The organism is Flavobacterium panacagri, from assembly GCF_030378165.1.
GTDB classification, from domain to species: Bacteria; Bacteroidota; Bacteroidia; order Flavobacteriales; family Flavobacteriaceae; genus Flavobacterium; species Flavobacterium panacagri.
Map to the genome: position 1 here is coordinate 4,899,113 of NZ_CP119766.1, position 20,171 is coordinate 4,919,283.

The 20,171-nt window shown below is 32.5% G+C and carries 14 protein-coding genes; 1 reads left to right on the forward strand and 13 read right to left on the reverse strand.

The features are described from left to right. Window positions 1-562: 562 nt before the first annotated feature. The 8 genes from P2W65_RS20950 to rhaT all read right to left on the reverse strand — a co-directional run bounded on the left by P2W65_RS20950 (window position 563) and on the right by rhaT (window position 14,207). Window positions 563-4,585 carry a two-component regulator propeller domain-containing protein gene (locus P2W65_RS20950; protein WP_289660873.1) on the reverse strand — a complete coding sequence of 1,341 codons (4,023 nt, stop codon included), beginning with the start codon at window positions 4,583-4,585 and terminating at the stop codon, window positions 563-565. A gap of 202 nt (window positions 4,586-4,787) precedes the next feature. Beyond that, the gene (locus tag P2W65_RS20955) at window positions 4,788-5,375 is read right to left on the reverse strand and encodes a LutC/YkgG family protein (RefSeq protein WP_289660876.1); all 588 of its coding nucleotides are present in this window, start codon (window positions 5,373-5,375) and stop codon (window positions 4,788-4,790) included. Further along, complete coding sequence (locus P2W65_RS20960) at window positions 5,368-6,768, reverse strand: lactate utilization protein B (protein ID WP_289660877.1); 1,401 nt, start codon at window positions 6,766-6,768, stop codon at window positions 5,368-5,370. The genes P2W65_RS20955 and P2W65_RS20960 overlap by 8 nt, the downstream gene beginning before the upstream one ends. A gap of 171 nt (window positions 6,769-6,939) precedes the next feature. Further along, a complete protein-coding gene (locus P2W65_RS20965) occupies window positions 6,940-7,680 on the reverse strand; it encodes a (Fe-S)-binding protein (RefSeq protein ID WP_289660879.1) in 741 nt (246 codons plus the stop codon). 96 nt (window positions 7,681-7,776) lie between these two features. Further along, window positions 7,777-9,138: an FGGY-family carbohydrate kinase gene (locus P2W65_RS20970; protein WP_289660881.1), complete on the reverse strand. Its 1,362-nt coding sequence runs from the start codon at window positions 9,136-9,138 to the stop codon at window positions 7,777-7,779. A 162-nt stretch (window positions 9,139-9,300) separates the two neighbouring features. Then, the gene (locus P2W65_RS20975; RefSeq protein ID WP_289660883.1) at window positions 9,301-10,575 is read right to left on the reverse strand and encodes a sugar isomerase; all 1,275 of its coding nucleotides are present in this window, start codon (window positions 10,573-10,575) and stop codon (window positions 9,301-9,303) included. A 414-nt stretch (window positions 10,576-10,989) separates the two neighbouring features. Further along, window positions 10,990-13,131, reverse strand: coding sequence for a bifunctional aldolase/short-chain dehydrogenase (locus P2W65_RS20980; RefSeq protein ID WP_289660885.1), 2,142 nt, complete (start codon window positions 13,129-13,131; stop codon window positions 10,990-10,992). A 26-nt stretch (window positions 13,132-13,157) separates the two neighbouring features. Continuing rightward, window positions 13,158-14,207 (reverse strand): L-rhamnose/proton symporter RhaT, encoded by a 1,050-nt coding sequence (gene rhaT, locus P2W65_RS20985; protein ID WP_289660887.1) that lies wholly within the window; start codon window positions 14,205-14,207, stop codon window positions 13,158-13,160. A 372-nt stretch (window positions 14,208-14,579) separates the two neighbouring features. On the opposite strand from rhaT, the gene P2W65_RS20990 reads away from it, so the two are divergent. Continuing rightward, window positions 14,580-15,620, forward strand: a complete 1,041-nt coding sequence (locus tag P2W65_RS20990; RefSeq protein ID WP_289660889.1) for a GntR family transcriptional regulator — start codon at window positions 14,580-14,582, stop codon at window positions 15,618-15,620. Between the two features lie 109 nt (window positions 15,621-15,729). Here the strand turns inward: P2W65_RS20990 and P2W65_RS20995 are convergent, their stop codons facing one another. From P2W65_RS20995 to P2W65_RS21015, 5 genes are all read right to left on the reverse strand, one after another. Further along, on the reverse strand, window positions 15,730-15,906 hold the full coding sequence (locus P2W65_RS20995) for an Hc1-related histone H1-like protein (RefSeq protein WP_026729959.1): 177 nt from the start codon (window positions 15,904-15,906) through the stop codon (window positions 15,730-15,732). 618 nt (window positions 15,907-16,524) lie between these two features. Next, a complete protein-coding gene (locus P2W65_RS21000) occupies window positions 16,525-16,917 on the reverse strand; it encodes a hypothetical protein (protein WP_289660893.1) in 393 nt (130 codons plus the stop codon). Window positions 16,918-16,933: 16 nt separating this feature from the next. Continuing rightward, on the reverse strand, window positions 16,934-17,449 hold the full coding sequence (locus tag P2W65_RS21005) for a phage tail-like protein (RefSeq protein WP_289660894.1): 516 nt from the start codon (window positions 17,447-17,449) through the stop codon (window positions 16,934-16,936). Between the two features lie 489 nt (window positions 17,450-17,938). Then, a complete protein-coding gene (locus P2W65_RS21010; RefSeq protein WP_289660895.1) occupies window positions 17,939-18,682 on the reverse strand; it encodes a rhamnogalacturonan acetylesterase in 744 nt (247 codons plus the stop codon). A gap of 133 nt (window positions 18,683-18,815) precedes the next feature. Then, window positions 18,816-20,171: a glycoside hydrolase family 28 protein gene (locus tag P2W65_RS21015; RefSeq protein WP_289660896.1), complete on the reverse strand. Its 1,356-nt coding sequence runs from the start codon at window positions 20,169-20,171 to the stop codon at window positions 18,816-18,818.

Consider the following 20,171-nt stretch of genomic DNA (forward strand, 5'->3'; position numbering starts at 1 on the left):
GTTATTCAAGTTTTCTCTTCCTCTCTTGAGGCAGAAAAGAAGTCGAAATTAATTATGTGGTTACTTTCATATTGAATTGAGTTTGATTAATTGTTTGCTATTTTTTTTCTCTTTTTACTTCTTAATTATGTTAGTTATTTTTTAAATTAACCCGCAGCTTATTGCTAAACTGCGGGTTCAAAAAGTAATGTAACCAACCATTACTTTTAGAAATTTAAAGAGTGCTCAGCTCTTTAAAACAGATAAAAAAATTATCCTGAAACTAACATTTATAACTAACAGCAATTCCGTACTAATTGATTGCTACAAGTGCAAAGAAATGTTTATTACACACTTCTAAGGAGGGGTAAAATGGAAAAAAAAGGAGGTCAAAATTGCAATTAACTATAATTTTTGAATAAATTTTACGAAGTATTAAAAATTACATATATATTTTTGAATTATATGCAATTATTAAATAAATAGCAGTTTTTCAGCTAAAACGATTACGCTGAGTAGAAGATATTAATCATTCTGGCTAAAATTGCTCCAATTATGCAAGCAAAAATTAATATCCGTTTAACTATTTAATAATGTTTAAGTCAGAATTGAAAGAGTTTTTGTATTTTTTAATATATTCTGAAGGCGTCATTCCAAAAAGTTTTACGAACTGCTGTCTGAAATATTTAGGATCTTCAAAACCAACTTCGGCACTTGCTTGTGCGATATTCATTTCTTCGGTCAGCATCAGCATTGCGGCTCTTCGAATTCGTAAGGAACGAATGAAAGCGTTTAAAGTCTGTCCCGAAATAATTTTGATTTTGGTATAAAGCGTTCTGTGGCTCATTCCCATTTCAAGTGCAAAAGTCCGAATCGTAAAATCCTTTTTATGAATGTTTGCTTCTACAATATCAATACATTTTTTTAACATCTGTTGATATTCGACAGGAACTTTCTGCGTGTTTTCTTTTAGCGTAATGCTATCTAAGAAATAAGCCCGTAAATTGTGTCGGTTTCGCAATAAAGATTCTACTCTGGCTGTCAGAATATCATCATCAAAAGGCTTGGTAATATAATCGTCTGCCCCTTCATTAATTCCCTGTAAATGTGTTTCAGGATTTTTGGATGCCGTTAGTAAAATAACAGGAATGTGCGATAAAGCATTGTCTTCTTTAATTTTTCGGCATAATTCCAAACCATCCATTTCTTCCATAGTAATATCGCTGATTACAAGATCTGGAATGTGTTTTTTGGTCAATTTTAAACCTTCTTCTCCATTTTCTGCACTGTATACAATGTAATTATCCGAAAACAATTTGATCAGATAAGCCCGAATTTCAGCATTATCATCAATAATTAAAACGGTGCGTTTTTCAGTTAACATTGTCTTTTTAAAATCGCTTTCTGAAACCGAGTTTATTACAGCCAGCTCTTCCAATTCATCTGGAATCAATTCATCAAATAACTGGCTTCTGTGTGGTTTTTCGTCTGTTATTTCAGCATTTTCAAAATGGCTGTTTCCTTTTAAAAATGTTAGCTTAAAAATACTTCCCTTTCCAGCTTCACTGCTACAGGTCACAGAACCTTTGTGTTTATCCACAAAATATTTAACAATATAAAGTCCGATACCAAAACCAGTTCCCACGGAAACTTTAGAATTGATCTGCTTGAATTTTTCAAAAATAACGTCAATATCTTTTTTATCAATTCCGTCTCCGCTATCGCTTATTTCAAGAAAAACTTCATCCTCATTTTCGGTTACTTTTAAATTGATTTCTCCTCCAACAGGTGTGTATTTAAAAGCATTTGACATTAAGTTGAACAACGAAATTTCGATCTTTTCATAATCGCCAATGATTGTAATTTCATGGTCAGGAATAATGAAATTATAACTAATCTGCTTTTCTTTTGCCTGATTGACGAAGCATTGATAAACTTCATTAGAAAGATTATTTACATTGATTGGAGACAATCGCAGGGAATCGGCATCGTTTTCAGCTTTTCTTAATAAAAGCAACTGATCAACCAAACTTAAAAGTCTTCTCGCATTTCGGTGCGCAATAGCCAAATCACTTCCAGCAGAACCATTTTCAACATTTTCTTTCTGAACCGCTTTTTTCAACGGATTAATAATCAGCGAAAGCGGCGTTCTAAATTCATGCGAAATATAAGTAAACATTGACGCCTGTTTTTCGGCTATCTCTTTTTCTTTTTTACTTTCCAGTTCGGCGATTTTTACCTTGTACTTTAATTTCTCTTTGTTTTTATTATAATCCAAATATAAAAATAACATACCTCCAATTACTACTAAATACAAGGTATACGCCCACCACGTTCTATACCAAGGTGGTAAAACGGTTATAGAAACTAAACTAACTTCTTTATTCCATCCGCCCTGGAAATTGGTTGTTTTTACTTTAAAAGTATATTTCCCTTCCGGAAGTCTAGAATAATTTGCTTTTCGGGTTTGTCCAACATAATTCCATTGTTCGTCCCAGCCTTCTAGAAAATAGGCGTAATTTATTTTGTCTGAGTTGTTATAATCCAACGCAACAAATTCTAATGACAATGTCGTTTGATCGTATTCTAAACTAACCTCTTTTATTTTATCTGAATCAGTATCAACTTCTGCTTTACTTTCTTCAATCAACTGATTATTCACATAAAAATCAGTCAGTAAAACATTGTTCTTTTGGTTAAAACCCTTTATGGCTTCCGGATAAAAAATATTAAAACCATTAATTCCTCCAAAAAGAAATTCTCCAGAAGAAAGTTTGATACCTGCATTAAAACTAAACTGATTGCTTTGAAGTCCATCGTTTACAGAGAAACTACGGAATGTTTTACTCTTTTTATCATATCGGCAAATTCCGTTGTAGGTACTCATCCATAAGTTGCCGTATTTGTCTTCCAACAACCTTAAAACCGTATTCGACGGCAAGCCATCATCAATCGTTAATCTTTTAAAAGTATTTGTTTTTCGATCGAATAATAGCAAACCTCCCTCTTGTGTTCCAACCCAAAGATTCTTGTCTTTATCTTCATAAATACATCGAATAGGATTTCCAATGGCTTTTTTAGTAACTTTTCGCGTTTCTTTTTCGATAGATAAAAGCGTACTATAATTTCCTGCCCACAATTTTCCATCTGAAGTTTCCGTCATGCATTGTAGATTGTCAATATTTTTATCAAAAAGAATAAAATTGTCTGTCTTGCGATCCAGAAAATATAATGAACCTTCATTTGTTGCACTTGCCCAAATATTGGCTTTTGAATCCTTGAATACAAACCAAATATTTTTTTCAGTTTGTTTAGTAAAAGTATTATAACACGAATATTTTTTTACACTATTTGTTTTCTTATTGATGCGATTGATTCCTCCTGCCCAAGTAGAAATCCAGATATCGTTATTGGCATCACGAATTATTCCGGTTATAAAAGGACTTGAAAGTGAAACTCCGTAATTGGTATAAGTATTATTTTTTCGATCCCAATATTTTAATCCTGCACCATCTGTTCCCACCAAAAGATTGTTCTTTTCATCTTCATAAAAAGATAAAATAAAGTTGTCTGCAGGCTCTTTTGCATTGTATCGGATGCTTTTAAAATACCTAGGCGTATCACTCAGCATACTGATTCCCCCACGAAGTGAACCAAACCATTTGTTACCTGATTTGTCTTCGTATAAACTCCAGACCGAATTACTCTTTGCTAATTGCTCGTTGTAAGGAAAAGGCTTATTATTTTGATTGATGTAAAAAATACCGCATCCGTCTGTTGTCAACCAGGTTTTTCCTTTTTTATCAATTAAAATATCTGTAACACTGCATTTATTGGTAAAATAATTTTCAGAAACCAAACCTGTCTTAGTATTCAATAAAAACAATCCTTCATCGGTTCCTAATAAAAGATTTCCGTCAGCGGACAATTTCATTGCTTTTACTCCAATGGAAAGCGGAAATATTATTTTTAAATCTTTTATCTTATAATCATAATTACACACCCCCACATTTCGAACATACACCCAGCATCCTGATTTTTCTTTGTTTTCCTGAATAGCAATCGCGTCATAAGTATTAATTCTGATTCTGTTTCCTAAAGCATTTAACGAAATATGTTTTCCAATAAAAGAACCATTCTCAAAAGCCAATAATCCTAATTTTTGGGAAGCAACCAACACCAATTGATCTGACACAGATCGCATCTGATGAATAATATCCTGTAAAACTTTTGTTTTTTTATCTTGAGCTATATATCTAACGGTATGAAAGACGGCTTTCTTCTTGTCGTAAATACAAATTCCATTGGTTCCTCCTATCCAAATATTGTTTTTAGAATCGCCTTCAATATTGTAGATCGTATTGAATAAAAGTGATTTTTTATCGTTGATCCGATTTCTAAAAACTTTAAAATTGTAGCCATCATATCGATTTAGACCATCATAAGTTCCAAACCACATAAATCCTTCATTATCCTGGTAAATAGAGATAATTGAATTATTAGACAAACCGTCAGAAATATCAAGGAATTTGACTGGATAATCTTGTGAAAAAACCTCAGAAGAAAATCCTAAAAGGAGTAGAAAATAGAGAACAAATGGTTTCAAAATGTACTTAGTTAGGGTCGGGTAATAAGTACAATTATAAGGTAATTTTAGGAAAAATTTAAAAAAAGAATGCAGAAATGACCAACATTCCTGCATTCTAATCAAGCTTTTATATTTAAGCTATTCTTTTTAATAAAACATTCCTTATAGAGTTTAAATTCTATGCGAATATTTTTATCAATAAAGAAGCTCAATCAACTTATTATTCTAATAAAAAAACAATCAATCCTCTTGCGCCATGTGCGCCTAGAACTAGAGATTGTTCAATATCTGCTGTTTTTGATGGCCCTGCAATGAAAGTTCCAAATCCATATTCCATATTGCCAATTCTGTCATAAGCTTGTTGCATCGTTGGCAGAATGTCTTTTTTATGAACTATAATAGCTAAATATTGTGCTATGAAAGGTGCAACACGCTGACCTAATATATCATCCGTAACCCAAAGCCCACTGTTTTCTGCAACACCAAAATGTGCTTTAATAACCGTTAATTCAACATCCTGAAGCGAATGCGGATCAACTGTTTTCCAGTCTAAAGACGCAATTTCAGAAAGTTCTGGAAGTGTTGTTATTAATCGTTTCTGCAGATTATAATTCGATTTGATGTAATTGATGATTTCATTATAATCAGCAACTTCAACAGGATCGCCTCCAATTCCTTTTAAAACCGTTTTATACGTTTCTAAGATATCAAATTGTTCCGATCCTAAGACTTTTAAATCTGGTAGTTCTGAAACCAATTCTGACTGATTCGCTTTTATTCTTTTTAAAATTTCGCCTTTACTACTCATTTCCTTTTTCTTTAGATTCTCGCGAATTTTTCTTGTACCATTCTCTAAAAGATTCTTCTGGAACATCTGGCATTTCGCGCTGATCGTACCATTTATTCATCTTATTGTTAACCATTCCTGGAATATTCTTCATTACAAATCGTCCTGATTTTCCAGCAATATTAAAAACCGTTGGATTTGCCAGCACTGTTGCCATTGTTTTCATTGCCACCGTTTTTACTTTTGGTGTATGGCCTTCTTTTACCAAAACCTGACGCCATTTGTATAATTGATCGTGAATATCAATTTTTACGGGACAAACATTCGTACATGAACCACAAAGTGTGCTTGCAAAAGGCAGATCAGCATTTTTGCTCATATCTAAATTTGGCGCTAATATAGAACCAATTGGCCCCGCAACTGCATTATGATAACTGTGTCCACCACTTCGTCTGTAAACTGGACAAGTATTCATACAAGCACCGCAACGAATACATTTTAGAGAATTTCTAAAATCTTCTCTTCCTAATTGCGTACTTCTTCCGTTGTCTACAATTACAATATGCATTTCTTTTCCGTCTCTTGGTTTTTTGAAGTGACTTGAAAAAGTAGTAATCGGTTGTCCTGTTGCGCTTCTTGCTAATAATCTAAGGAAAACACCTAAATGTTCTCTTTTCGGAATTAATTTTTCGAATCCCATGCAGGCGATGTGAACGTCTGCTAAATGAGCGCCCATATCGGCATTTCCTTCATTGGTGCAAACCACAAATTCCCCTGTTTCTGCAACAGCAAAATTGACTCCCGTCAGCGCCACTTTTCTAGTCAAAAAAGTATTTCTCAAACTATGACGAGCTGATTCCGTTAAATATTGCGGATTGAAATTTCCTTTTTCTGTACCTAAATGTTCGTGGAAAGTTTCACTTACATCTTCTTTTTTTAAGTGAATCGCTGGAAGTACAATATGACTTGGCGGTTCTTTACGAAGCTGCACAATATATTCTCCTAAATCTGAATCGATTACTTCAATTCCTTTTTCGGCTAAATAATCGTTTAAATGGCATTCTTCTGTAAGCATCGATTTGGATTTTACCATCTGCTTTACATCATGTTTTGCCATGATCGAATGTACAATTTCGTTGTGTTCTTTGGCATCAGCTGCCCAATGCACAATGATACCGTTTCTTTGAGCGTTTGCTTCAAATTCAACTAAATAATCGTGAATATTAGACAGTACGTTTAACTTGATTTGAGAAGCCGTTTCGCGAAGCAATTCCCAATCTTCAATTTGATGTGCGGATCTATCTCTTTTAGCGCGAACAAACCAAAGTGTTTCATCATGCCAATTGACACGTTCTACATCTTTATTAAACTTTGTCGCGGCTTCGCTGTGGGATATTATTTTTTCTGATGACATTTTCTACTATTTAAAAGTCAATTTTGAAATATTTATCATTGGTATGCTTTATTTAACCGCAAAGTTCGCAAAGGAAAAAGCGCAAAGTTCGCAAAGATTAAAATTAACTTTGCGAACCTAGCGTAAAACCTTGCGAACTTTGCGATTAAATTTTATACTCAACATTTGTTCTTAATTTTCGAGTGAATTTAATATTTCAGCAATGTGAATGGTTTTGATCCTGCTTTTTTGTCTTTTTAGAATTCCGTCCAAATGCATCAAGCAAGACATATCTCCACCGGTAATATAATCCACATCATGACTTTCATGATCTTTAATACGATCTTGCCCCATTTTTACAGAAACAGCTTCTTCGGTAACACAAAATGTACCTCCAAAACCACAGCATTCGTCTTTTCTGGTTAAAGCAACTAAATCAAGATCTTTTATATTGTGTAATAATTGTTCTGGTTTAGAAAAGAATGGTGCATTTAATTCTGACATCTGCGAAAGCTTTAATCCACGCTGACCGTGACAGCTTACGTGCATTCCTACTTTAAAAGGAAATCGTCCGTCGATATGGTCAATTTTTAAAATATCTGTAATAAACTCTGTAAGTTCGTAAACTGTATTTCGTATTGCTGTCGCTTTCTCTTCTTGTTTTTCATCGTGTAAGTGATCTTTCACGTGTAAAACGCAACTTCCAGAAGGACAAACGATATAATCAAAACCTGAGAAATTAGAAATAAAATTAGCGTCGCATCCTTTTGTTAAATGTGCATAACCACTGTTTGCCATTGGCTGTCCACAACAGGTTTGTCCCATTGGAAAATGCACGTCACAGCCTAATTTTTGAAGTAATTCGTAGGTTGCAATTCCTACTTTTGGGTAAAATTGGTCGACATAACAAGGTATAAAAAGTCCAATTTTCATATTGTAGTATTTAGTGTGTTGTTCATTAGGCGTATAGGGTAAAAAATGTAAAAAATACGTTTTTCAGCAAATTTACAACATACAGACCGTTTTTACCTAATGTTTATAGAATTTCAAGTCAATTAAATCATTCTGAATTGGTTTTGGATTCCAATTTTCATGAATGGCCAATGCAGCGCCCAAAGCACTCGCCTGCGCCATTGAAGCGGCATAAACCTCAACATCTGGAAAAGCCTCTGCCAATAAATTCATATAAATTGAATTCTTGCTGAATCCGCCATCTACAAAAATCTTTTTTACAGGACTGTTCTGGATTACCAAATTGGTAGAAAAATATTGCTGTTCCACTAAATCCAGCATCAATTGATGATACGCAGTTTCATAATCTTTAAACTGTGATAAATCTCTCTTTTGAAAAGGACACTCTTTTAAAATATCAAAATCATATTTCTTTGGATAGAAAATCTGATAGTTCAGTGAACGTAAATTGGCTGTTATTTTTTTGTCAAAATAAACCTCCTTATAAGTATCCACAGGTAGATTAAAATGTTCCGCCAATCTTTTCGTTTGCACTTCATGTTCGTTTCCGGCAAATAAACGTGCCGCTTTAACGGGTTTATTTGTGTATTGCATATAACACAAACAATCATGCTGCAACTCTTCAAAAGTCAATGGCTTAGTATTAAAAGGATTTAGAGAAATACTCCAAGTTCCAGTTGATAATAAAACGAAAGGTTCTGTAAAGTTTATGGTGTACGGAATTATTGCTGAAGAACTGTCGTGAAGTCCTGTTCCAATAGATAATCCTTCTTTTGTTCTTATAACATCTTTACCGTAATAAATTGGAGGCAATTTAGCCTCAATTTCTTCACTTTTTAACCATTTATGATATTTCATTTTTTTGAAATTCCACAAATTGGTATGACAGCCGATGCTTGTAATATCTGCATAAGCTTCATTAGTTAAAAGAAAACTCAAAAACTGCGGAAGATGCAGACAGTATTTTACTTTCTGAAATAATTCAGGTTTTTCTTCTTTTAACCTGTAAATCTGCATTCCAGAATTCAGACTGCCTAAAACTGGAGAAGCTGTTTTTACAGCAAACTTTTCTTCTCCCTTATATTTTTTATAAAAATCAGATTTTAATTCCTCTGGATAATCTTTCAGATAATTATACAGAGGAGTTAAAACTTTTTCTTTTTCGTCTATATAAACGAAGCTGGCTCCGTAAGTGCTGAAATTGATGGCTTTTAAAACATAATCACTCAGCTTTTTTATTTCTTCTAATCGATCTAAAATCCATTTTTGAAGAACCTCTATATCTTCGCAGGGAAATCCGTCTTCGTCTTTTGTTTCCTCCAGATTAACTGATTTTTCCCATACAATTTTATAATTTTCATTAAATAAAAAAACCTTTTTGTTTGTTTTACCAATATCAAAAATCGCAACTACATTCATTTTATTTAGTTATGAGTTATGAGTTATGGGGTTATTGGTCATGTGAAAAGTTCAATATTATTGTGCTTAATCATATTGTTTTTTACATTAAATAAACAACACAAGCAACAATAGTTAATCTACTTAACTCATAACTAATAACCAATAACTTAAAAATTCAGATTATAATCCCGTTGCCATTGTTTTTAAACCTCTTTCTTCGATAAGATTTTGTCTTACTTGAAGTGAACGATATAATGCCACTGGATCTAATGCTGCTCCAGAACGAAGACGAGCTTCTGACACTAATGCGCGAACATCTGTACGGAAAGCATTTTGAAGGATTTCCTGTGCTTTTACCACATCATTTTCTTCTTGCGCTTTTTCCAATGCTTTTCTGTCAACAGAAAGTGCTTGTGCATAAGCAATCATAATCGCTTCAACAGATTGCAATAAATCTTCTAATGGATCTTTAATGTTATGAGAAGCATCAATCATCCAGCCTAAATCTTTTGCGTGATTCATTCCTCTTGCATCCATTCCTTCTACTAATTCATTAAAAATTAAGAATAACTGGTATGGCTTTAACGCACCTGCAGTTAAATCATCATCTCCATATTTTGAATCGTTAAAGTGGAATCCACCTAATTTATTATCCATCAATAAAATAGAAACAATTTGTTCGATGTTTGCATTTGGCAAATGATGACCTAAATCAACAAGTGTTTTTGCCTTGTCCCCTAATTTTTGAACGTATGAATAAGACTGTCCCCAATCTGCTACTGTAGTAGAATAAAAGTTAGGTTCAGCACATTTATATTCTAAAAATAATTTCCAGTTTGAAGGCAATGCATCATAGATTTCCTCTAAACTTTCTAAAGTATTTTGATAGGCGCGTCTAAAATTTAATTGTCCTGGAAAATTAGAACCATCAGCTAACCAAATTGTTAAAGACTCAGATCCTAATTCTATTCCATGTTTAATTACTTCAATATTGTGAGCAATCGCCTGTTTGCGAACTGCTTTGTTTACGTTTTGTAAAGAACCGTATTTATAAGTATGCTCAGAACTAGCTTGATCTTGAAATGTATTTGAATTCATTGCATCAAACTTCAAACCATGCTGACTAGCTAATGTTTTAATTGCACCATAATTCGTTGGAATATCCCAAGGAATGTGAAGTGAAATGGCACCTGATGCATTATTCAATTTATGAAGCAACCCAACGTCTTCAATTTTTTCTTCTAAAGAACGAGGCTCTCCTCCTCCTGCAAAACGTCCAAATCTTGTCCCTCCAGTTCCTAAAGCCCAAGATGGAATTGCAATTTGAAAATCGATTAATTTTTGAATAATAGCTTCTGTTTCATTTATTTCTGAAGCTGTAAAAACTAATTTATTTTGATGTTTTTTTAATAAATCCTCATTATGAGAATCAATATGGTTTGATGAGATTAACATAGTTATTTATCTTTTTATAGAGTTTACAATATATAAATTTTTATAGGCTTATTATATTTTTTAACACCAAATGCTTAGATTTTTGACGCGGATGACGCGGATTCGCTATCGCGAAGACACGGAAAAAACCGGATTTTTTTATTGTAATGAAATTTAAAAAATCTGTGCAGATCAGCGTTTTCGCGATAGCGAATCCGTTTTCTCTGTGTTCCATATCTTTACGTGTTTAATATTTTTCAACTTAAAAATTTTATAGCAGTTAAACTCCCGTTTTACTTCACTTTTTTGTTAAGTTTTTGTTGTTAAAGCGCAATGTTATATGCTAAAAAAATCTAACGTCCGAAAGATTCGAACGTTAGACCACAAAAAACCACTTTTGCTTAAACAAACTTATATAAAAAACCTAAACAATCTTTATCTATAAAAGCCCATTGCAACGCCGCCGTCTACGTTTAAGGCATTTCCTGTAGATTTACCAAGTAAACCTCCAACAAAAGCAAAACAAGCATTGGCAATATCATCAGGCAATATGATTTCATTTAATAACGTACGTTTTGCATAGTAAGCCGGAAGTTCTTCCACTGTGATTCCGTATGCTTTTGCACGACCTTCAGCCCATCCTCCAGACCAAATATTTGAATCTGAAATTACAGCATCGGGATTTACTGTATTGACACGAATTTTATCTGCTCCAAGTTCTGCAGCCATTAAACGTGTTAAGTGCGCCTGCGCAGCTTTAGCCGAACCATAACCTGGGTTATTTGGGCCTGCAACAACAGCATTTTTAGAAACGATATTTACGATATCTCCTCCAAAACCTTGTTTACGCATTACTTCGATTCCCGCTTTAGAAACAATAAATTGTCCTTTTACCAAGATATCATATAATCTATCCCACTCTTCTAAAGTATGTTCTGCAATAGATTTTGAAATACTAATTCCAGCATTGTTCACTACAATGTCAACACCACCAAAAGCTAAAGAAGCTTCATCTAATGCTTTTTCTGTACTTACTTCGTCAGTAACATTCAATAAAGTACTAGAAACCGCATCTTTTCCAAATGATTTGATAAACTCAGCAGTTGCACCTTCTAAACGCTCTTCATTAATATCATTAATTACAACGCAAGCACCTTCTTGAGCGAATTTTTTAGCAATAGCTTTACCAATTCCTCCCGCTGATCCTGTAATCAAAGCTACTCTTCCAGATAATGCTTTTGGCTTTGGCATACGCTGTAATTTAGCTTCTTCCAACAACCAATATTCAATATCAAAAGCCTCTTGATGTGGCAATGAAGTGTATTCTGACACTGCTTCAGCACCTTTCATAACGTTTACAGCATTGATATAATATTCAGATGCTAAACGCGCCATTGTTTTATCTTTAGCAAAAGTAAACATACCAACTCCAGGATATAAAATTACAACTGGATTTGGGTCACGCATTGCTGGCGAATTTGATTTTTTACAAGCATTGTAATAGTCCTTGTACATGGCACGGTAAGCCTCAAAAGCAGGAGTTAATTTTGCTTTGACCGCATCAACATTAGATAAATCTTCGTTTGGATCTAATTCTAAAACCAAAGGACTGATTTTAGTTCTCAAAAAGTGATCTGGACAAGAAGTTCCTAGCGGAGCTAATTTAGACAAATCATTAGAGTTGATGAATTCTAAAACTCTTGCATCGTCTGTATAATGACCAATCATTTGACGCTCTGACGAACAAAAACCTCTTAAGATTGGAGCTACTTTTGCTGCTTTTAATTTACGATCTGCTTCAGCAAGACTTTCAATTTTCTGACCTCCAAAAACTGGACGCTTTTTACCATAGTTGCTTTCTAAGTATTCAGCACATTTTTCGATTACTTCCAGCGTATTAATATAACTTTCGTATGCAGTATCTCCCCAAGTAAATAAACCGTGAGAACCTAACATAATACCACGTAATTGTTTTCCGTTTTTAGCGGCTTCTTCTAAACAAGCTCTTAACTGAAGACCAAGGTCAAAACCTGGACGCTGCCAGCCAACCCAGCCAATTTCTCCGTTAAATAATTCTTCTGTAATCTTTTTTCCATCTTTAGCCGCAGCGATTGCAATTGCCGCATCTGGATGTAAGTGATCAATATGTTTGAACGGAAGAAAACCGTGTAAAGGTGTATCGATAGAAGGTGCTTTAGAAGCCAAATCAAAAATACAGTGGTTGAATAATTCTACCATCTCATCTTCGAATTCAATTCCTCTGTAAACATTTTCAAGATTACGAAGTCTGTCTAAATACAAAGCTGCACAACCAGATTTTGTCAAAGTTCCAATATCACCGCCAGAACCTTTAATCCACATTACTTCAGAAGATGTTCCTGTTAAAGGATCTTTATCTGTAATTTTTACAGAAGTATTTCCACCTCCATAATTAGTTAGTCTTAAATCAGCTCCTAACAAGTTAGAACGATAAATAAAAAGCGCTACTTCATCCCCCGCTAGTGCTGCGGCTTTAGCATCATCCCAAAGGTAGCTTACATGCTTAAAATTTGTATTAATTGTTTTTGTATTCGACATATACTTATATTATTTTCTTGTATTATTTATAATGAGTTACCAATTCCTACCAAAACGATCGCCAGCATAATAAGCCCGATCCCCCAGAAAAAAGTTCTTATTGTTTTTTTAGAAACTCCTTTCCATTCTTTCAAATAAAAACCCCAAAAGTTTGCTGTTAAAATAATGGTTGCCATGTGCAGAATCCATGAACTGGCACCATTTCCAAGTTTGCTCTCTCCCATTCCGTAAAAGAAAAACTGTAAAAACCACATTGTACCTGCAAGTGCAGAATACATAACGTTTTTAGTTATTGGAGTAGATTTGTCCGTATAATTTTTAATTGTTTTATTTTTAAAATTCAAATAAAGACACCAAATAAAGTTAGTGGTTAAACCTCCCCATAACAAAACAACATAAGTTACATTATTCTGAAATAATGGATTAGAACCTGTTATTACAGCTTGCTCTGCCATTGATTTCCCAGCTTCAATTCCGTAATTAAAGAATGAACTCAAAATTCCTGAAATCACAGCTACAATCAAACCTTTTACTAAGTTGAAATCCTTATCCTTATCTTCATGACCTGTTGCAAAATCCTTTTCTTTCAGCATTCCTGCTTTTCCAGATATGGCAATCCCAACAAGATAAACGACAACTCCAAATAAAACCAGCTGTCCACCAGAATTAGAAAGCATGTCAGAGAATGAAATTTTACCCTCAGTTGGAACAAAATCGTAGTAAATAGAAGGAACTAAAGCACCAAATGCAGAACAGAATCCTAGAGTAATTGAATTCCCTAAAGACATTCCTAAGTAACGAACTCCTAAACCGTAAGTTAGACCGCCAATTCCCCAGATTAATCCCATCGAAAAAGTAAAGGCTTTTATTGATGGAGAAGCTGCTGCAATAATTTCGGCAAAATTTGGAATCGTTAAGTAAGCTGCAATTGGCGGAACGATCAGCCAAGAGAAAAATCCTCCTACTAGCCAATAGCTTTCCCAAGCCCAGTCTTTTACTTTCTTAAAAGGCATATAAAAACTACCTGAAGAAAATCCTCCGATAGAATGAAAAATAATTCCTAATAATGATTCCATATATTTTTTTGGTTTAAGGTTTGGTTTGTTAGTAATTTGGTTTTGTAAAATAATAGAATGTAAAAAACAAAACTGTCCTGTACTATCCTTTATGTTTTTTGTATTTTTTGTTAAAAATTGAAGGTTATTAGAAATAACAGTCTGTAATTATTGGAGAAATAAATTTAAAATGGCTATTTTAGCAATCGATTTCGTAATTATTGAATCCACATTTTAAGGAAATTTAATAAATTATAAAAAAAGTATTACAAGCCTTGTAGAAATTCTCATTTTTGGCTACTCATAGAAAACATTAGTCCTAAAAAGAGTTTCTAGTAAAAGTTATAATTAAAAATCGTTTCGTCGAAATACGCGACAAGTTTCCCAGATACCATGATTAAACTTATTAAAATAGATGAAGATTCACGAGTTCCAAAGTACAAACAAATTGTAGACTCTATTCTTCAAAACATCGCCAATGGAAATTTAAAGATCAATCAAAAAATTCCTTCCATTAATAGTTTCAGCGAAGAATTCTATATGTCTCGTGATACTGTGGAGAAAGCATATAATATTTTAAAGGAACGGAAAATTATTTCTTCTATTAGAGGAAAAGGGTATTATATCACAAGAACAAAGCTAGAGTCTAAAGTAAATATTTTATTTTTGACGAATAAGCTGAGCTCTTATAAAATGAAAACCTACAGCACTTTTATCAATACTTTAGGAGCCAACGCACATGTCGATCTTCAAATTTACCACTGTGATGAAACTTTGTTTTTAAATATATTGGATAAATTCGAAGGCGCCTACGATTATTATGTAATCACAACCCATTTCAAAACAGACGAATTAAAACATTTAAGTTTTACTGATGAAGTGGTTAATGCTATTAAAAAAATTCCGCAGGAAAAATTGGTTGTTTTAGATAATATTAAATTAGGAACCGGAGATGATGTGATTAAAATCTATCAAGATTTTGAAAATGACATTTACAACGCATTAAAAGAAGGACTTTCTAAAATAACCAAATATAAACGATTAATATTAGTTTATCCAGACAAAGCCGTTTACCCTTATCCGCGAAGAATATTACACGGATTTAGAAAGTTTTGCGTTGAACACGAAATCAATTTTGAAATTCTGAGTGAAGTTTATGATGATATGATTCTTAAAAAAGGAGATTTATTTATCACTATTGAAGAATCTGATCTAGTAAATTTAGTGAAACAAATTCGGGATGAAGAGTTTGTTCTAGGCAAAGAAATCGGCGTGATCTCTTATAATGATACCCCTCTAAAAGAATTATTAGGTATTACTGTAATGTCTACCGATTTTAATATTATGGGAGAAACAGCAGCTCGAATGATTTTGAATAAAGAAAGAGGAAATGTAAAAGTGCCTTTTAATTTTATTGATAGAAATTCAATTTAAAGATACAAAGTTACAGAGGAGCAAAGCAACAAAGGTTTCTTCTCTTTGTCTTAAACTTTACTCTTTTTAAACATAAAAAACCTCGTCAATTGACGAGGTTTTAGTTGTATTATTTTTTTGATTCTTCGATAGAAACTTTTCTGAACTCTTTTAAAAGTTTTTCAATTTCTAAAGTAGCTTTACGTGCTCTTGGACCTGCAGCTTTAATTCCTTTTTCAGTTAAAGATTCAGCTTCTGCTTTAAATGTGTCAATTTCGGCGTTGATTTTTACTAATAAATCTTTCATGCTTATATATTGTTAAATTAAGCCACAAAAATAAAAGTTTGTGTGATAGTTACAACAAAATTGCTGTTAAATTTAATGCAGTTTTTCAGTCATTTTCTTTACAATAAATTGACTCTTCAGTTTTTGCAAACCCCAGAAAACACAAACAATTAAAAATCAAATACTTATTTAAAAAACCAATCACATCAACTCATTTTTAGGTAATCTAGAAAGTATCTCAAGCCCTAAGATTAATAAGAAAAACGACTCTCAAAAACTGTCTTTTCATACAATTTTGTTACATAAAAACACTTCAAACAGGAGAAAATTACTCAACTAACACCTCATTTACATTGATATTTTTTAAAATAATGTCCTTAACAAGACTTTTATCAAGCTTCATTTTTAAAGATTCTTGTTTAAATTTTAAAATGTTTTAGTGCTTTCTTTTTAATAAAAATTTATGTGAATTAATAATTATAAAACACCGCGCAAAAACAAAAAAATATTTGCAAGAACATTAAAAAGTATATATTAGAAAAGTACTTAAAAAAGAATGCAGGATAAGGAACAATACTTACCCTGCATTTTGAAGGTGTATTATAATTCAAAAAACATACACCTAAAAAAAAATAAAAATTACATTAAATAGTACATTGCTTTGTAATATTCTGGAAAACTTGTCTGCATAGTGATTGCTGCCTGTTGAAAAGAGATTGCCTCATTTCGTGAGTCTAATTTCTTTTTAAAAAATGTTTTTATTTCTTTAAAAATTTCACGGCTAGTTTTACATTCATCAAACAATATCAAGCTACTTATTCTTTCCAAAAATGACAAGCTTGTAAAAAACTGTTTATCAAATAAACAAACTAAAACATTGGCACTCTTATTCTCTTGTAAAAAGCCAAGCAATTCTTGTTTATCATACACAACATAAACAATACGATCGTATTGCTTTATTTTATCTTCATCAGTATCAAAAAATGATTTTTCAAAAAAATCAAAATCAGCCTTTAACCTTCTCTTAAACATTTTTAAAAAGATTCCTTTATTGTCTGGCACCTGGTGCACCATTACCGCCATTCATTCCATCTTTTCCATTATTCCCGTCTTTTCCGTTTATTTTTGTCCATGTTCCATCAGGATTTTGAACATATACATCTCCATTTTTAGTGTTAGTATAGATAACAACACCTTCTCCTGGATAGCCAGGATCACCTTTTTTGCCAGGAACACCTTCACCAACAGCTGTTTCCGTTTTTCCTCCTCCTTCACCAGAAATAGCTATTCTGTTCCATCTTCCTTTATACCAATAGTAATAACCTGGTGTAATGTCTGCTATTGTAGAAGTATTAAAAACTAATAAACTTTCAACATTGCCAGGTTTAATTGTTTCGGTATCTGTACTACTTTTCAACGCAATTTGAGGAATCAAAAGTCCCTTATCCTTTGAAGTAATATCCAACTGAGCAGAAGAATTGGGCGTTAATGTCCCAACACCTACCTGTGAATAAGCAGAATAAGATCCCAAAGCAACAAATAAAGGGAGTAATTTATTTTTCATGACATTTAATTGTTTAGATGTTTTAAATTATTAATAACCTTAAGAGAATGACTATTAGTGAAATTTTTAATCATGCAGAGTAAAATCCAAATGACCATTCCCTACAATAGACTTACAATCAAAAACTTATTTCAGAGTGCAAATTTCTCTTGAAATACTATTTATAAATGCCAGTAAAAGTTTTTAAACTTATAGATTAAGGTAATTCTGTAAGTTTTTAAAGACTAATTCAAATAATTTGTGATAAAATAGAATTATAGAGGCATAACGATTCCTCCTTTTATTCGAACAACTCTCTATGACTAGGACGTACTTTTTTAAACAAAAAAAAGAGAAAGCCAAGGCTCTCTCTTTTTTAGAATTGTAACATATTGGTTAATAAAAAACTGTAAACTGAATTTCTTTAAATCATAAATGTATTACAGATTAAAAAAAATGCAGATCACTATATAATTAAATACTAAAAGAGTTATTGTTAGTTTTAATAATTTATTTAATATTTCCTTTTATTCTTTTTAAAGAAGAATCATTTAATAATTTAAGTTGTGCAATAAATATTTGAGCTATTTCAACAGCTCCTTTTTGGGACAAATGTGTATCATCTGCTTTATCTTTATCATAAAATGCGTTTTCACCTGCTTTAAAATGCAGATGTAATGTTTTTGATTTTTCTGGCCCGTAAGACTGCTCCAATAATTCTGTCCAATATTCCATATCAATAAAAGGTACATTATATTCCTGAGCGACCAAACGTGTTTCTAAAGGATAATCACCATGCGTAGGAACTAGTACTCCCTTGTCATTAAAATTACGTCTCGCAATTGAAGTTAGCAATATAGGAATTGCTCCTTTTTCTCTGCTTTCTTTTACAAAACGAATCAAATTATATCTATACGCTGTATGTGGATTTGTATAACGTGTAGAATCTTCTATTTTTGCATCATTGTGTCCAAATTCAATTAAGACATAATCTCCTTTTTTTAATTTCTTGCTGATAGAATCCCAACGCTTTTCGTTAATAAAGCTTTTTGTACTTCTACCATTTACTGCTTTATTTATTACTATTATATCTTGCTTAAAAAAAGACTGTAAAACCTGTGCCCAACCATGTTCTGGATTTCTATCTGGATCTTTTTTATTTGCCATTGTGGAATCACCAATGCAATATAGTGCTGTTTTCTGTGCAAAACTTACCGTAGTAATTAGAAGAGTTAGGATGATGTATTTTTTCATTTTGTTTTTTTGTTTATTGTTTTTATAGTAAAGAACACAATCCTGATAACTATCAGGAACGCAAAGTTCAACGAGTTTTTCTTTCTTATAATTCTTAAGAAGGCACAAAAAATTGTTCTCTTAAACTAAAAAATCAGTTTTTAGAAACTGCTGTTGGCACATTTGCTTTTTGACCTATAAAAACATCAGTCATCAAAACATTTTCTGCATTCTCATTGGACAATGCATTTTTAGCTTCTTTGATTTCAATATTTTTTAAAGAAATATTCTTGATTTTTTTATTCTCAAATCCCTGAATTACAATTCCTGACTCAGAAGCTTTGTTACAAGTAATATTTGAAAAATATACATTCGATATATCCGATTGATATCCTTTACCTTCTCCATGATAATTTGCTGTAATATACAAACAGTCTTCAACCTGGTCTAACTGGATATTTCTAACAAATATATTTTTAATATATCCTCCACGGTCAGCATTGGTTTTTAAATAAATTCCTCTTTTTAAATACCCCGCCGTTTTACAATTTTCCACAAAAATATTTTGTACTCCTGCTGACATTTCACTACCCACTACAACTCCGTGAAGTCCTTTGAAATTACAATTTCTTATTACAATATTCTGACTTGGCGTTGCTGTATTTGCTCTTCCTTCATGATCTCTACCTGCTTTTATGGCTACATTATCATCTCCATTATCGAAGTTTACGTTTTCAATTAAAACATCTTTAGTATATTCTGGGTCTATTCCATCATTATTATGATTCAATGATTTATAACTTATACCACGAATGGTTATACTCTCGGATTTTAATAAATGTAAGCACCAAAATGGTGAATTCTCGATTCTAATATTTTCTATTAATATATTTTTACTATTCAAGAACTGAATCATCTGTGGTCTTAAAAAATATCCTTCTCCAAATTTTCTATTTCCAACAGGTGTGTTATTGTGATTCATTTCACGACTCAAGTTTTTACCCTCCCCTTCCTTTGTTTTAAATGTTTTCCATGTTTTTCCTCCTTCTCCATCAATCGTTCCATTTCCTGTTATGGCAATATTAGTGCAATTATTAGCATAAATCAACGGACTGTAATTATAAAGCATAGTACCTTCCCAGCTTGTCAGAACCAATGGAAGATAATCTTTAGGATTGTCGCTAAATTTAATTTTTGCACCTTCCTCAATCTTCAAATTTACATTACTCACAAAGTGAATTGGACCATTGATTTTATAAATTCCTTTTGGCACTATTATAGTACCACCATTATTTTTTTTACACATAGCCATTGCTTTGTCAAAGGCTTTTTTATTATCTGAAATAGAGTCACCTTTTGCACCAACTTTTAAAATATTAATTTGGTAAGCTGGAAATACTGGTAACTGAATTCTATTCACTATCGAATCTACTTTTGCAGATGGGAAATCACCATTTTGAGAAAAAGATACCCAAGAAAATAATAACAGAACGAAATATTTAATATTCAT